The 14,368-nt window shown below is 75.7% G+C and carries 13 protein-coding genes; 8 read left to right on the top strand and 5 right to left on the bottom strand.

Translation table 11 applies throughout. The features are described 5' to 3' along the window. Positions 1 to 12 precede the first annotated feature (12 nt). The gene (locus ABZ881_RS00215; protein ID WP_358480502.1) at positions 13 to 1,029 is read right to left on the bottom strand and encodes an NAD-dependent epimerase/dehydratase family protein; all 1,017 of its coding nucleotides are present in this window, start codon (positions 1,027 to 1,029) and stop codon (positions 13 to 15) included. 90 nt (positions 1,030 to 1,119) lie between these two features. Here ABZ881_RS00215 and purS point away from each other — a divergent pair, with 90 nt between their 5' ends. The 6 genes from purS (at position 1,120) to purM (ending at position 7,557) form a co-directional block, all read left to right on the top strand. After that, the gene (gene purS, locus ABZ881_RS00210; protein ID WP_344024919.1) at positions 1,120 to 1,353 is read left to right on the top strand and encodes a phosphoribosylformylglycinamidine synthase subunit PurS; all 234 of its coding nucleotides are present in this window, start codon (positions 1,120 to 1,122) and stop codon (positions 1,351 to 1,353) included. Further along, entirely contained in the window at positions 1,350 to 2,030 is a 681-nt protein-coding gene (gene purQ / locus ABZ881_RS00205) for a phosphoribosylformylglycinamidine synthase subunit PurQ (protein WP_358480501.1), read from the top strand. Before purS ends, purQ begins: the two co-directional genes overlap by 4 nt. A 74-nt stretch (positions 2,031 to 2,104) precedes the next feature. Further along, the gene (gene purL, locus ABZ881_RS00200) at positions 2,105 to 4,402 is read left to right on the top strand and encodes a phosphoribosylformylglycinamidine synthase subunit PurL (RefSeq protein ID WP_358480499.1); all 2,298 of its coding nucleotides are present in this window, start codon (positions 2,105 to 2,107) and stop codon (positions 4,400 to 4,402) included. Next, complete coding sequence (locus ABZ881_RS00195) at positions 4,399 to 4,761, top strand: sterol carrier family protein (RefSeq protein WP_358480497.1); 363 nt, start codon at positions 4,399 to 4,401, stop codon at positions 4,759 to 4,761. The genes purL and ABZ881_RS00195 overlap by 4 nt, the downstream gene beginning before the upstream one ends. A 68-nt stretch (positions 4,762 to 4,829) precedes the next feature. Next, positions 4,830 to 6,401, top strand: a complete 1,572-nt coding sequence (gene purF, locus ABZ881_RS00190) for an amidophosphoribosyltransferase (RefSeq protein WP_344024912.1) — start codon at positions 4,830 to 4,832, stop codon at positions 6,399 to 6,401. 58 nt (positions 6,402 to 6,459) lie between these two features. Next, the gene (purM, locus tag ABZ881_RS00185; protein WP_358480494.1) at positions 6,460 to 7,557 is read left to right on the top strand and encodes a phosphoribosylformylglycinamidine cyclo-ligase; all 1,098 of its coding nucleotides are present in this window, start codon (positions 6,460 to 6,462) and stop codon (positions 7,555 to 7,557) included. 21 nt (positions 7,558 to 7,578) lie between these two features. Here the strand turns inward: purM and ABZ881_RS00180 are convergent, their stop codons facing one another. From ABZ881_RS00180 to ABZ881_RS00165, 4 genes are all read right to left on the bottom strand, one after another. Next, on the bottom strand, positions 7,579 to 8,295 hold the full coding sequence (locus ABZ881_RS00180; protein WP_358480493.1) for an NUDIX domain-containing protein: 717 nt from the start codon (positions 8,293 to 8,295) through the stop codon (positions 7,579 to 7,581). Between the two features lie 205 nt (positions 8,296 to 8,500). Next, positions 8,501 to 8,704 carry a DUF3073 domain-containing protein gene (locus ABZ881_RS00175; protein WP_344024905.1) on the bottom strand — a complete coding sequence of 68 codons (204 nt, stop codon included), beginning with the start codon at positions 8,702 to 8,704 and terminating at the stop codon, positions 8,501 to 8,503. Positions 8,705 to 8,927: 223 nt separating this feature from the next. Continuing rightward, complete coding sequence (locus ABZ881_RS00170; protein ID WP_358480491.1) at positions 8,928 to 10,064, bottom strand: folate-binding protein; 1,137 nt, start codon at positions 10,062 to 10,064, stop codon at positions 8,928 to 8,930. Beyond that, positions 10,061 to 10,576, bottom strand: a complete 516-nt coding sequence (locus ABZ881_RS00165; protein ID WP_358480489.1) for a Fur family transcriptional regulator — start codon at positions 10,574 to 10,576, stop codon at positions 10,061 to 10,063. The genes ABZ881_RS00170 and ABZ881_RS00165 overlap by 4 nt, the downstream gene beginning before the upstream one ends. 248 nt (positions 10,577 to 10,824) lie before the next feature. Between ABZ881_RS00165 and ABZ881_RS00160 the strand changes: the two genes are divergently transcribed. Next, the gene (locus ABZ881_RS00160) at positions 10,825 to 12,636 is read left to right on the top strand and encodes a hypothetical protein (RefSeq protein WP_358480487.1); all 1,812 of its coding nucleotides are present in this window, start codon (positions 10,825 to 10,827) and stop codon (positions 12,634 to 12,636) included. A 43-nt stretch (positions 12,637 to 12,679) separates the two neighbouring features. Then, positions 12,680 to 14,248, top strand: coding sequence for a hypothetical protein (locus ABZ881_RS00155; RefSeq protein ID WP_358480486.1), 1,569 nt, complete (start codon positions 12,680 to 12,682; stop codon positions 14,246 to 14,248). The last annotated feature ends 120 nt before the right edge of the window (positions 14,249 to 14,368 follow it).

Below are 14,368 nucleotides of genomic sequence, written 5' to 3'. Positions count from 1 at the left end.
GCGGCCCACGGATCAGCCGGTGGCGTGCGCCCGCAGCACGGCCCGCTCCTCGTCGGGGGTGAGCCCGGACCGGCGGTGCCGGGCCATGCCCAGCTCGCGCTCGCGGTCCAGCGCGGCGCGCGCCGTGTCGCCGACCGACCGGATGCCGAGCCCGGCCGCCAGGGTCGCGGTGACGTCCCGGTCGGCGATGCCCCAGTGCGACTCGGGCAGCCACAGCGGCAGCGACCGCGGCCCGGCCCAGATCGCGACGTCCTCGGAGACCAGCGTCTCCGCCGGCACTCGTACCAGGTCCAGATCCGGGGCGCCGACGGCGTCGGCGACCTGTTCCAGCACCCGGGCCAGGGTGGAGCGCGGCCCGGTGCCGTCGAAGACGCCGGTGGCGCCGGCCTCGGCGGACCGCACGATCCACTCCGCGAGGTCGCGCACGTCGATGATCTGCATCGGGTGCCCCGGCACGTCCGGCACGACGGCGCGCCCGCCCCGGGCGAACCGGTTCGCCCAGTACCCGAACCGGTCCGACAGGTCCCCGGCCCCGCAGATCAGCCCGCCGCGCACGATCAGCGCCCGGTCCCCGACCCGTTCGCGCACGGCCTGCTCGCTCGCCACCTTCGCGGCGCCGTAGACCTCCGGGTCGTCGGAGTCCGGATCGGGACGGGTGTGCAGCGGACCGAGGGTGGGCTGGCCGACGGTCCCGCCGCGGACCGACGGATCGGCGTAGGCGTTGATCGACGAGACGAACGTCCAGTGCGCGGCCCGGTCGGCGAGCGCGTCCAGGGCGTCGCGCACCCAGGGCGCCGACATCGTCGCGACGTCGATCACGGCGTCGAACCCACGTCCGGACGGCTCGCCGGCCAGCGCCGCCGCCAGCGCGCCGGGCTCGGAGCGGTCCGCCTTCACCGTCGCCGCACCCGGCGGCGGCGCGCCGGAGACGCCGCGGGACACGCAGGTCACGGCATGTCCGGCGGCCAGCGCGGCCTCGGCGATCGCGCGCGAGAGGAAGACCGTCCCACCCAGCAGCAGAATCCGCATACCCGATGGTGGGGCCCGGCCCGGTGGGCTGTCATCCCCGTTCGCCGTGGGACGAGCGAGTGCCGCGGAACGAACCTCTACCCTGGTGCCGTGGCCAGAGTGGTGGTGGACGTGATGCCCAAGCCCGAGATCCTCGACGTCCAGGGACAGGCGGTGACCCGGGCGCTCGGCCGGATCGGGATCTCCGGGGTGAGCGGGGTGCGGCAGGGCAAGCACTTCGAGCTCGAGGTCGACGAGGCGATCGACGACGAGACCCTGCACCGGCTCGCCGGCTCGCTGCTGGCGAACCCGGTGATCGAGGACTGGACGGTGACCCGGCTGTGAGTCGTGTCGGCGTGATCACCTTCCCGGGCACGCTCGACGACGTCGACGCCGCCCGCGCGGTCCGGCGCGCCGGTGCCGAGGCCGTCCCGCTCTGGCACGGCGACCACGACCTGCGCGGTGTGGACGCCGTCGTCGTCCCCGGTGGTTTCTCCTACGGCGACTACCTGCGGGCCGGCGCGATCGCGTCGCTGGCGCCGATCATGCGCGAGGTCGTCGACGCGGCCGGGCGCGGCCTGCCGGTGCTCGGCATCTGCAACGGCTTCCAGATCCTCTGCGAGGCGCACCTGCTGCCCGGGGCGCTGGTCGCCAACGCCGGGCTGCACTTCCTGTGCCGGGACCTGGTGCTGACCGTGGAGAACGGCCGGACGGCGTGGACCGCCGACTACGCGGCCGGCGACCAGCTGCTGGTCCCGCTGAAGTCGCAGGAGGGCCGGTACGTGGCCGACGCCGCGACCCTCGACGAGCTGGAGGGCGAGGGCCGGGTCGTGTTCCGCTACCGCGACGGCGCCCCGAACGGCTCGGCCCGCAACATCGCCGGCGTCACCAACGCGGCCGGGAACGTGGTCGGGCTGATGCCGCACCCGGAGCACGCGACCAGCACCCTGACCGGTCCGTCCGAGGACGGCCTGGGCCTGTTCACCTCGGTGCTGAGGGCGACGGTGGCCGCCGGTTCCTGAGGCGCTGACCGGGCGGGCTGTGCTTCCGGGCACGGCCCGGCCGGGTGCCGGGACCCCGCGATTACCCTGGTGCCGTGACGCAGTCCCAGGTGCAGGTCGATTCCGTCTCCCACGCCGAGGCGACGCCGCAGGCGCCGCAGCCCTACCGCGAGCTGGGCCTCAAGGACGACGAGTACGCCCGCATCCGGGAGATCCTCGGCCGCAGGCCCACCGACGCCGAGCTCGCCATGTACTCGGTGATGTGGAGCGAGCACTGCTCGTACAAGTCGTCGAAGGTGCACCTGAGCTACTTCGGTGAGACGACGACCGAGGAGATGCGCTCGGCGATGCTTGCCGGGATCGGCGAGAACGCCGGCGTGGTGAGCATCGGTGACGACTGGGCCGTCACGTTCAAGGTCGAGTCGCACAACCACCCGTCCTACGTGGAGCCCTACCAGGGCGCGGCGACCGGCGTCGGCGGCATCGTGCGCGACATCATGGCGATGGGTGCCCGCCCGATCGCGGTCGGCGATCCGCTGCGCTTCGGCCCGATCGACGCCGAGGACACCGCCCGGGTGCTGCCCGGGATCGTCGCCGGGGTCGGCGGCTACGGGAACTGCCTGGGCCTGCCGAACGTCGCGGGCGAGGTCGTGTTCGACCCGTCCTACGCGGGCAACCCGCTGGTCAACGCGCTCTGCGTGGGGGCGCTCAAGCGCGAGGACCTGCACCTGGCGTTCGCCTCCGGTACCGGCAACAAGATCATCCTGTTCGGTGCGACCACCGGGCTCGACGGCATCGGCGGCGTGTCGGTGCTGGCGTCGGAGACGTTCGGGGAGAACACCGGCCGCAAGAAGCTCCCCAGCGTGCAGGTCGGCGACCCGTTCACCGAGAAGGTGCTCATCGAGTGCTGCCTGGAGCTGTTCGCGGCCGGGCTGGTCGTCGGCATCCAGGACCTCGGCGGGGCCGGGCTGTCCTGCGCCACCTCCGAGCTGGCCAGCGCCGGTGACGGCGGGATGAGCGTGGACCTCGACGCCGTCCCGCTGCGCGCCACCGGGATGACCGCCGCCGAGATCCTCTCCTCGGAGTCCCAGGAGCGGATGTGCGCGGTGGTGAAGCCCGAGCACGTCGAGGCGTTCCTGGCGGTCTGCGCGAAGTGGGACGTGCTGGCGTCGGTGATCGGTGAGGTCACCGAGGGCGACCGGCTGGTGATCACCTCCGGCGGCGAGACGGTGGTCGACGTGCCGCCGCGCACCGTCGCCCACGAGGGCCCGGTCTACCGGCGCCCGGTCGCCCGCGACGAGGTGCAGCAGGACGCGCTCAACGCCGACCTGCCGGACCGGCTGCCGCGCCCGGAGACCCCGTCCGAGCTGCGCGCCGAGGTACTGCGGATGGCGGGCTCGCCGAACCTGGCCAGCCGCGCCTGGGTCACCGACCAGTACGACCGCTACGTCCGCGGCAACACCGTCGCCGCGCACGGCGCCGACGCCGGTGTCGTGCAGGTCGATGAGGAGACCGGCCGCGGGATCTCGGTCGCCACCGACTGCAACGCCCGGTTCGTCGCGCTCGATCCCTACACCGGCGCCCAGCTCGCGCTGGCCGAGGCGTACCGCAACGTCGCCACCTCCGGCGCGGTGCCGCTGGCCGTCACCGACTGCCTGAACTTCGGCTCGCCGGAGGACCCGCACGTCATGTGGCAGTTCCAGCAGGCCATCCGCGGCATCGCGGACGGCTGCGCGGTGCTCGGCACCCCGGTCACCGGCGGGAACGTCAGCTTCTACAACCAGACCGGTTCCACCGCGATCCTCCCGACGCCGGTGGTCGGCGTGCTCGGCGTGATCGAGGACGTCCGGCGCGCCGTCCGGTCCGGGTTCGCCGGCGCCGACGGCGACGCGGTGATCCTGCTCGGCTCCACCGCCGCCGAGTTCGGCGGCTCCGAGTGGGCGCACGAGGTGCACGGCCACCTCGGCGGGTACCCGCCGGCCGTCGACCTGGAGCACGAGCGCCGGCTCGCCGGCCTGCTCGCGGCCGCCGCCGCGGACGGCGAACTCACCGGCAGCCACGACCTCTCCGACGGCGGGCTCGCCCAGGGCCTGGTCGAGGCCGCGCTGGCCGGTGGCCGCGGCGCCCGGATCGACCTGGCCGAGGTGCACGACGACGCGTTCACCGCGCTGTTCTCCGAGTCCGCCGGGCGGGTGCTGGTCACCGTCGCCGCGGACGCCGCCGACGCCCTGCTGGCGCGGGCCGCCGACGCCGGGGTCCCGGCCGTCCGGATCGGCGGGACCGGGGGCACCGCGCTCGACCTCGGCGACGCCGCCGGGACGCTCGCGCTGGACGAGCTCCGGGCCGCCTGGGAGGCCACCCTGCCGGCCCGGTTCGGCCCCGTCTCGGTGTGACCGGCCCGCTGCACGACTGGCTCGACGGCGGCCCGGAACCCGACCGGGCCACCCGCCGGGCCGCCGTCAAGGAGTCGCTGGCCGAGCTGGTGCGGCGGGCGCCGGGGCACAGCGTCGAGGTGCGGGTCCCGCCGTTCGGCGCCGTCCAGTGCATCGACGGGCCACGGCACACCCGCGGCACCCCGCCGAACGTCGTGGAGACCGATCCGCGGACCTGGCTCGCGCTCGCGCTGGGCCGGACCTCCTGGGGCGACGCGGTCGCCGACGGTTCGCTCCGGGTGTCCGGTTCACGGGCCGCCGAGGTGGCGGCGCTGCTGCCGGTGCACGGACCGCGGAGTGACCCTGCTCCCCGAACCTGAAGGAACCTGCTGTTGCGGCGTACGATCACGATCTGGTCCCGGTACGCCGCCAGCCGAGGAGCGCCGCGTTGAGTTCCGTCCGGAACACCCACGTCAGCACCGCCCCCACCCCGATTCCCGCTCCCGAACCCGACGAGACCGGTCCCCGCGAGGAGTGCGGGGTGTTCGGTGTCTGGGCGCCCGGCGAGGACGTCGCGAAGATGACGTACTACGGCCTGTACGCGCTGCAGCACCGCGGCCAGGAGGCCGCCGGGATCGCCGTGTCCGACGGCCAGCGGATGGTCGTGTTCAAGGATCTCGGCCTGGTCAGCCAGGTGTTCGACGAGCAGACCCTGTCCTCGCTGCGCGGTCACCTCGCGATCGGGCACTGCCGCTACTCCACCACCGGCGCGACCACCTGGGAGAACGCCCAGCCGACCTTCCGCACCACCGCCACCGGATCCGGGCTGGCGCTGGGGCACAACGGGAACCTGGTCAACACCGCGGAGCTGCGCGAGGACGTCGCGAAGCTGGAGAACCGCAACCGGTCCGGGCTGCGCGCCACCACCGACTCCGACCTGGTCGGCGAGCTGCTCGCCGCGGGCGCCGCCGATCTCGGCATCTTCGAGGCCGCGCTGCGGCTGCTGCCGCGGCTGCGCGGGGCGTTCTCGCTGGCCTTCGCCGACGAGACGACGCTGTTCGCCGCCCGCGACCCGCAGGGCGTGCGGCCGCTCGTGCTGGGCCGGCTGGAGCGCGGCTGGGTGGTCGCCTCGGAGACGGCCGCGCTGGACATCGTCGGCGCCTCGTTCGTCCGCGAGGTCGAGCCGGGCGAGCTGATCGCGATCGACGCCGAGGGCATCCGCAGCCAGCGCTTCGCCGCGCCGGAGCCCAAGGGCTGCGTGTTCGAGTACGTCTACCTGGCCCGCCCGGACACCCAGATCGCCGGCCGCTCGGTGTACGACACCCGGGTGGAGATCGGCCGCCGGCTCGCCGAGGAGCACCCGGTCGAGGCCGACCTGGTCATCCCGGTCCCGGAGTCCGGCACGCCGGCCGCGATCGGCTACGCGCAGGGCTCCGGCATCCCCTACGGCCAGGGACTGGTGAAGAACGCCTACGTCGGGCGCACCTTCATCCAGCCCAGCCAGACCATCCGCCAGCTCGGCATCCGGTTGAAGCTCAACCCGCTGCGCACCGTCATCCGCGGGAAGCGGCTGGTCGTCGTCGACGACTCGATCGTGCGCGGCAACACCCAGCGCGCCCTGGTCCGGATGCTGCGCGAGGCAGGCGCCCTGGAGGTGCACGTGCGGATCGCGTCGCCGCCGGTGCGCTGGCCGTGCTTCTACGGCATCGACTTCGCCAGCCGCGCCGAGCTGATCGCGAACGGCGCCGACACCGAGGGCGTCCGCCGCTCGATCGGCTCGGACTCGCTCGGGTACGTCTCGGTGGAGCAGATGGTCGCCGCCTCCGAGCAGCCGCGTTCCCGGCTGTGCTGCGCCTGCTTCGACGGGGACTACCCGATCCCGCTGCCGGACGAGGCGAAGCTCGGCAAGCACCTGCTGGAGGACATCCCACCGGCCGAGCGGGCCCGCACGGCGCCCGCCCCGGAGCCCGGCCCGCTGTCGGTCGGATACGGTGCTGGTGGGGCGCTGTCCCGGCCGTAGGCCCGGCGACACGCCCCGCGCACGCCCTGTCACGACCCCCGTACTGGAGAACCGACCCATGCCCTCGACCGAGCCCGGCCCCGCCAGCTACGCATCGGCGGGGGTGGACATCGACGCGGGGGAGCGGGCGGTCGAGCAGTTCCGCCCGTTCGCGGAGAAGGCGACCCGGCCCGAGGTGATGGGCGGGATCGGCGGCTTCGCCGGCCTGTTCGCCGCCCGGTTCGGCAAGTACAGCGAGCCGGTGCTCGCCGCGTCCACCGACGGCGTCGGCACCAAGGTCGCGATCGCGCAGGCGATGGACAAGCACGACACCATCGGCCAGGACCTGGTCGCGATGGTCGTCGACGATCTGGTGGTGTGCGGCGCGGAGCCGCTGTTCCTGCAGGACTACATCGCCGTCGGCAAGCTGGTCCCCGAGAAGGTCGCGACCCTGGTCCGCGGCATCGCCGAGGGCTGCGAGCAGGCCGGCTGCGCGCTGCTGGGCGGCGAGACCGCCGAGCACCCCGGCCTGATGGACGCGGCCGGCTACGATCTGTCCGCGACCGGCGTCGGCATCGTCGACGCCGAGAAGATGCTGCGCCCGGAGCGGGTCCGCCCCGGTGACGTGCTGGTGGCGCTCGGGTCGTCCGGCCTGCACTCCAACGGCTACTCGCTGGCCCGGCACGTGCTGCTCGACATCGCCCGGCTGCCGCTGGAGGGCGAGCTGGAGGAGTTCGACCACTCGCTCGGCGAGGAGCTGCTCGTCCCGACCCGGATCTACGCCAAGGACTGCCTGGCGATCGCCGCCGAGACCGGCGTCCGCACGTTCTCGCACATCACCGGCGGCGGGCTCGCCCGGAACCTGGAGCGGGTGCTGCCGGACGGCCTGGCCGCCACCGTGGAGCGCGGCTCCTGGACCCCGGCCCCGGTCTTCAAGCTGATCCAGAGCCGCGGCCGGGTGGACCGCGCCGAGATGGAGAAGACGTTCAACATGGGTGTCGGTATGGTCGCCGTGCTCCCGCCGGAGGACGTCGACCGGGCGCTCGCCGTGCTCACCGCCCGGCACGTCCCGGCCTGGATCCTCGGCGAGGTCGCCCGGATCGGCGACGTCGACGGTGCCGGCTCCGGCGGGATCGGCGCCCGGGTGCAGCTGCGCGGGGAGCACCCGCGCTTCTGAGCGGGACCGGCCGGCGCGGGATCAGCGCGCCGTCGCGGACCGCTCGTGCGGGCGGTGCGACTCCCGCAGCATCGGCGGGTGCAGCGCGGTGGCCGGGCCCCGCCGGAACAGCCGGGGCGGCCGCCCGCGGCCGCCGGTGACCAGCGTCGTCGTCGGGACCAGGAACCCCTCGGTGGAGGTCACCTTCCGCTGGAAGTTCCGCGGATCGAGCGAGGCGTCCCAGACGGCCTCGTAGACCCGGCGCAGGTCGGACACGGTGAACTCGGGCGGGCAGAACGACGCGGCGAGCGTGGTGTACTCCAGCTTGGACCGGGCCCGCTCGACGCCGTCGCCGAGGATCCGTTCGTGGTCGAAGGCGAGCGGAGGGATCCGGTCGACCGGCCACCACGCCGACTTCGCGGCGCCGCCGCCGGGCGTCGGCTCCGGCATGTCCGGGACGAACGCCAGGTAGCCGACGGACAGCACCCGGCCGCGCGGGTCGCGGTCCGGGGCGGCGTAGCTCGCGAGCTGCTCGAGATGGCCGACGACGGCGTCACCGGTGGCGGCCCCGGTCTCCTCGCCGAGCCGGCGGCTGGCGGTGTGCACCAGGTCCTCCTCGGGGCGCACGAAACCGCCCGGGAGGGCCCACTCGCCGAGGAACGGCGGTTCGCCCCGCTCGATCAGCAGCAGGTGCAGCTGGTCCGACCGGACCGTGAGCACGACGAGATTGACGGCGACCGCGAAGAGGTTGCCGCGCATGTCGTGAACACCTCGGACAGGACGGGGACCGGTGAGCGCGCCCCTCGCGGAACGCGTTGGTGATCTTGCCCTATCCGGCCGGTCGGGCGAAACCGCCGGGTACGTCCGGCGTAGCGCTCGCAGCGGCGAGCGGGTGAGGAGAGGTCGCGCACGCGACGACGCCCGGTCGGGGAACCGGAGTCCCGACCGGGCGCCGGTGCGCGGGTCAGCGGCGAGGGTGGTCGTCCTCGTCGTTGTACTTGGCGGCGAGGTCGGCGTACTCGCCGTACTCCTCGTCGCCGTTGTCGGTAGTAACCGCCGTCCCGCTCCCGATCTCGCGCTGCAGCGCGTCGAGATCCATCGCGGGGGAGCTGTACTTGAGCTCGCGGGCCACCTTCGTCTGCTTGGCCTTGGCTCGTCCGCGCCCCATGGCTGGTCCCCCTTACAACAGGGAAGGGGCGGCCCGGTCACCTGACACGACCCGGCGGCCCCTCTCGTCTCATCAATGTCGTGGGTCCAACCGTACCCTGCGCACCCCGGGGCGTGCGATGCGGCACCGTCGTCGTCACAGGTGTGGGCGCGCCGATGCGGTGGCCCGACGGCCGGCGTCCACCCGGTGGACACCACGGACGGGGTACGCCGGACCGCGCAGGTCAGCCGCGGCGCCCCGGCCCGCGCCCGGTGCGATCCCGGGCGGCCCGTCCGGGTGGCGGCTGGTCCGGGTCGGGCTCGTAGGAGTCCGGGTCGATCGTGACGGGGGACACGCGGTCGTCGGCGCCGGCGGTCAGCTCCGCGTCCACCGGGACCGAGCGCTTCACCAGGGCGAGCGCGATCGGGCCGAGCTCGTGGTGCTGGACGACGGTGCCGATCCGCCCGACGGCGCGGCCGTCGCGCTGGACCGGGTCGCCGGTGCGCGGCAGGTCCTCGTCGCCCGCGTCGAGGTGCAGCAGCACCTGGCGGCGCGGCGGGCGGCCCAGGTTGGCGACCCGGGCGACCGTCTCCTGCCCGCGGTAGCAGCCCTTCGTCAGGTGCACCGCCGGTCCGATCCAGCCGACCTCGTGCGGGATCGTCCGGTCGTCGGTGTCCCGGTGCAGCCGGGGGGCCCGGGACTCGACCCGCAGCGCCTCGAACGCGATCGTGCCGGCCGCCCGCGCGCCGGCCGCGGTGAGCGCGGACCACCGGGCGTCGCGCTCGGCACGCGGCACGACGACGTCGGCGGCGTCCCTCCCCGGCCACGGGGTGCGCCGGACGAACCCGCCGCCGTCGAGCCCGGCGACACCGTGCGGTGCGGCGGGCACCGGCAGCCCGGCCCGTTCGAGGACCTCGGGAACGTCCGGCCCGACGACGGTGAGCACGGCCAGCTCCGCGGTCGCGTCGCGCGGCTCCACCTTCGACCAGAACACCATCTTCTGCAGGTAGTCCAGCAGCGGCGCGCCCTCGCCGGGCTCGGTGTCGAGGTACACGGTGTCGCCGGTGGCGGCGACGGCCATGTGGTGCAGCACCCGGCCCTGGATGTCCAGGACGAGCGCCTCGGTGCCGGTGTCCGGCGGGAGCTCGCTCACGTGCTGGGTGAGCAGCAGGTGCAGCCAGGACAGCCGTTCCTCACCGGTCACCGCCAGCACGTCCCGGTGGCTGCGGTCGATGACGGCGGCCGAGCGGGCCATCGCACGCTGCTCCGCGGGCGGGTCGCCGTGATGGGCGGCGACGGCGGCGTCCGGGTCCGGCGGCTCCGTCGCGCCGTCGTGGGTCTCGTCGTTCTCGGGTGCCGACTGCGGTCCGGTCGTGCTCACCGGTCTCCCTTCGCGACGCCCGGTGTCGCCGGGGCCGCGTCGCCGTGCTGGGTGTCGTGCTGGGTGCTGCCGTGCTGGGTGCCGTGCTGCTCGCCGGTCTCGTCCGCCGCGCAGTCGGCGCAGGTCCCCGACAGTGCCACGTGTGTCGCGTCGAGGTGGAAACCCAGGTCGGTCAGGGTGCGTTCGGCCACACCGGACAGCAGCTCGGCCGGTGCCTCGTCGACCCGGCCGCATCGGTGGCAGACCAGGTGCACGTGCCGGTGCCGGTGCTCGGAGTAGGTCGGCGCGCCGTGCCCCAGATGGGCGTGCCGGACGACGCCGAGCCCCTCGAGCAGATCCAGGGTCCGGTAGACGGTCGTGATGTTGACGGCGGGCGCCGTCGCCTGGACACGCGTGCACACCTGCTCGGGCGTGGCGTGCCCCAGTTCGCGCACCGCGTCCAGGACGAGTTGGCGTTGGGGGGTCATCCGGAGACCGCGCTTGTGCAGCGTGCCCTTCAGCGAGGAGTCCACACCATGATGGTATTCGCTCCGGCCCGGTAGGCTGCGGTCGCGAGGACGGTAGCCGCGCATCGTGTCACGGGAGCGTCCTTCGCGGGGGACGCCACGCCGGTGAGTGATCATTGCGGGTCGCGGCGTTCGCCGTGACGGCGCTCCCGTGGCTACCCTGACCGGCGGGGTCGGATCGGTGTCGCCGGTTGCGTGGACCTCGCAGTGGTGTCTCACCGGCACTGCGCCGGACGAACTGTGAGGAGTGAGCGATGACGGCAGACGGGGCGGACCGCCCGGGCGGTTCCCCGCGGTTCGACGTCGTGCTCCGCGGATACGACCGCAGGCAGGTCGACGAGCACATCGTCGGGATGCAGCGGGTGATGGGCCGGATGCGGGCCGACATCGACGCGTTGCGAAGCCGGCCGGTGCCACCGCCGATGCCGGTGCCGCCGCCCGGCGGCTTCGTCGGGCCACCCGGGCCACCCGGGCCACCCGGTCCGCCCGGTCCGCCCCGGCAGGGCCCGCCGCGCCCCGCGCCGGCGCCGCCCGGCCCGGGCCACGAGGCGGACCGGCACACCGGGTCCGACCACTTCTCCGACCGGATGCAGGCGATCCTGCAGAAGGCGGAGGAGGAGGCCGAGGAGATCCGGGCCAAGGCCAGGGCCGACGCCGAGCGGGTCACCGCCGAGGCGCGTAAGCAGGTCGACCGGGCCCGGGCGGACGCCGACCGGGCCCGCGAGCAGGGCGACAAGCTCCGCGCCGAGGTCGGCGAGCTGACCCGGCGCCGGGACGAGCTGCGTGCGGGCGCCGGGAAGCCGGGAACCGACCGGACCCGGCCCGCCGCGGCGAAGGCCGAGGGCGCCGACGAGGCGGCCCGGCCCGGTTCGGCGGAGTCCCGCACCGGTGCGCCCGAGGCGCGCGAGTCGCGCAACGGTGCCGCCCAGCCGGCCCGCCCGGGAGCGACGGCCGGGTCCCAGCCCGGCCAGAAGGACCAGCCCTCCGGCGCTGGCCGCGGATCGGGCACGCCGCAGACCCCGTCCGGGGTGAACGGTGCCCGCCCGGCCGCCGCGCAGCAGGGCCCCGGCCAGGGTGAGTCCGGCGCGTCACCGCGCCCCGGCCCGCGTCCGCAGCCCGGCCCCGGAGCGCCCGGGCAGCCGGGCTCCGGCCGCAACGACTCCGGTTCGCAGGCCCGCCCGCAGGGCAGGCCCGGCTCGTCCGACCAGCAGTCGGACGCCGCGAAGCCGGCCGCCGCGGCCGCCGCCGGTGCCGGACCGCAGGGCGCCTGGAAGCAGGCCGGCGGGCAGGGTGCCGGGCAGCCGGGCGCCGGTCAGCAGCCTGGCGGCCAGCAGGGCGCCGGGCAGCAGGGTTCCGGCCAGCAGCCCCGGCCGGGCCAGGCCGGCGGATGGAGCCAGACGATCCGGCCGGAGCAGGGTCAGGCCTCCGGGCAGCAGCCCCGTCCGGGCCAGCCGGGCCCGCGGCCCGGTGCGGGGGCGCGGCCCTCGCCCGCCCCGCGGCCCGGTGCGGCCGCGCCCGGCCAGCAGGGGCCGGAGCAGGGCGCCGAGCGGACCACCGCGGTGCGCCCGGGTGGCGAGGAGCACGAGCCCCGGCCCGCCGAGCTGTTCCGTCCGGCGTCCGACGCTCGTCCGGAGGAGCCCGCGACGTCCGCGGTGCCGCGCCAGGACGGGAAGCAGACCGGATCGGAGAGCGACGCCGAGAAGACCGTCGCGGTCGGGGCCGTCCGCCGTTCCGGTGACACCCCATCGGATGGTTCGGACAAGCCCTCCGCGGACGACGAGAAGGCCAAGCAGGCGAGGTCCGGGTCGGCCGCCGAGCCGCCGACCACCGCCAACCCGGCAGCCGGTCGGGGCAGCGGTCACGGCGACCAGGAGCCGCGCCGGAACGGCTCCGGCCAGGCCGGCAACGGTCAGACGGCCGGCGGTGGCGGATCCGAGTCCGCGGACAAGGCCGGCGGACGCCCGGCCAACGGCCAGTCGGCCGGCCCGCACAGCGGCACGAACGGTTCCGCGGACTCCGGTCGGCCGAGTGCGGCGCAGCCCTCGTCGGGGACGCGCAGCACCTGAGGTTGCACGCGCACGGGCCCGGGCCCCTTTAGGGTCCGGTCCCATGCAGCTCGGCTCGGTCACGGTTCCGCCCCTCGCGCTCCTCGCGGCGCTGGGGGCGGCAGTGCTCGTGGTCCTGGTCCTCTGGGGTGTGTGGCGGGCCCGCAGCGGCCCGGCGCCGCTGCCCGTCGCGCCGCCGGACATCGCCGGCCCGCAGCCGTGTGCCGAGGACTGGACCGGGGAGTCGGCCGGTGGCCCGGCCGATCCGCTGCCTCCGGCGCGTCCGCGGACCGTCGCGGACATCGTCGCGGAGCGACACGTCGGCGCCGTCGCGGAGCGACAGAGTGATGCCGTCGCGGAGCCACGCATCGGCACCGCCGCGGAGCGGCACGTCGAGCCTGCCGCGGAGCGACACAGCGAGCCTGTCGCGGAGCGGCGCGTCGAGCCCGTCGCCTCACCGGCTGCCGGGGCCATCGCCGCCGGGGCTGCCGGGGCCGCCGGCGCTGCCGGGGCCAATGGCGAGCGGGGTGCCGGGGCGTACGCGGAGCGGGACCCGGGCGTGGACACGGGCCCGCTGCCGGGCCTGCCGGTCCGCCCCGGTGGGTCGGTCCCCGCCGGTGCCCGGCGGCCCGCGACCGGCGCCCCGGGCCGGCACGCCCGGGAGTCGGACCGTGGCGGCCCGCTCGACGAGCTCCTCGCCCCCGCCGACGAGCGGCCCGGCTCGGCGACCCGGGCCCGCACGCGCGGCCCGGTGCAGCCGGGCGCCGAGGACGCGGATCCGGTGACCGACGACGGGCCCGCCATCGACCGGCCGGACGGCGCCACCGCGACGGACGCCGCGGGTGCTCCGGTGGCGGATGCCTCGGGGCCGGGCGGGACCACCGGCCCGGCCGTCCCGGTCGCGCACCTGCACATCGCCGACGCGCACCCCGACCCGGCCGCCGCCGGCACGTCGGCCCCCGGCCCCGGGAGCAGCGACCCGGCGAGCAGCGGCCCGGCAAGCGACCCGGCGCCCGACGGTCCCGAGCCCCGCTCGGACGTCGTCCCCCCGCCCGCCGACCACCCCGCGGCGCCGCTGCCGCCCTGGTCCGCCGAGCGCACCGTGCCCGCGCAGGAGGACCTGCCCAGCGGCGGGTCGCCGGGCACCGCATCCCCCGCACCGACGGGCCGGGCCGCGGCCTCGGCGCAGCCGGCCCGGCCCGCACCGCCGCCGCTGTCCGAGCCGGTCTCCCGGGCCGTCCAGCAGGCCCTCGCGGCACGCGCGGTCCAGCGGGCGCGGATGCGCCGCGGCGAGACCGACCCGACCGGCCCGGATCCGGTGCCGGGTGAGCAGCAGGAGCTCCCGCTGGCGGTGGTGCCGTCCCCACCCGGCGACGACGACGCCCGGGACCGGTTGCTCGCGGTGCTGCTGGCCGACCCGGTGCGCGCGCTCGACGCCACCCGCACCCTCGACGACTCGCAGCACCGGATCGAGGAGCTCGGCGACGTCCTGCGCCGCCGCCGCGACGAGCTGGCCGGCGCCGTCCGGCACCTGAACGAGTGCGGCCTCGATCCGGCGCAGATCGGACGGCTCTCCGGGATGGCGCCGGCCGACGTCCGGACGATCCTGGACGGCGAGGACGCCGGACGCTGATCGGCCGCGCCGGCCGCGTGCCCCGTTCATGATCCCTGTTTCGGGAGTGTCGACGCGCGGGAGAACGTCCTACACTCCCGAAACAGGGATCATGGTCGGCGCCTCGCGGGGGCTCGCCAC

The sequence above is a fragment of the Pseudonocardia sp. NPDC046786 genome, assembly GCF_040645415.1.
In the GTDB taxonomy this organism is placed as follows: Bacteria; Actinomycetota; Actinomycetes; order Mycobacteriales; family Pseudonocardiaceae; genus Pseudonocardia; species Pseudonocardia kongjuensis.
Note: the sequence above shows the minus strand (reverse complement) of the source record. Positions and strands in the feature narration are given on the sequence as shown.

Excerpts from the sequence above, each read along its gene's own strand:
- ABZ881_RS00180 (WP_358480493.1), bottom strand. The coding sequence starts at position 8,295 with ATGCGCGGCAACCTCTTCGCGGTCGCCGTCAATCTCGTCGTGCTCACG.
- ABZ881_RS00215 (WP_358480502.1), bottom strand. The coding sequence starts at position 1,029 with ATGCGGATTCTGCTGCTGGGTGGGACGGTCTTCCTCTCGCGCGCGATC.
- ABZ881_RS00155 (WP_358480486.1), top strand. The coding sequence starts at position 12,680 with ATGCAGCTCGGCTCGGTCACGGTTCCGCCCCTCGCGCTCCTCGCGGCG.
- ABZ881_RS00175 (WP_344024905.1), bottom strand. The coding sequence starts at position 8,704 with ATGGGGCGCGGACGAGCCAAGGCCAAGCAGACGAAGGTGGCCCGCGAG.
- ABZ881_RS00160 (WP_358480487.1), top strand. The coding sequence starts at position 10,825 with ATGACGGCAGACGGGGCGGACCGCCCGGGCGGTTCCCCGCGGTTCGAC.
- purM (WP_358480494.1), top strand. The coding sequence starts at position 6,460 with ATGCCCTCGACCGAGCCCGGCCCCGCCAGCTACGCATCGGCGGGGGTG.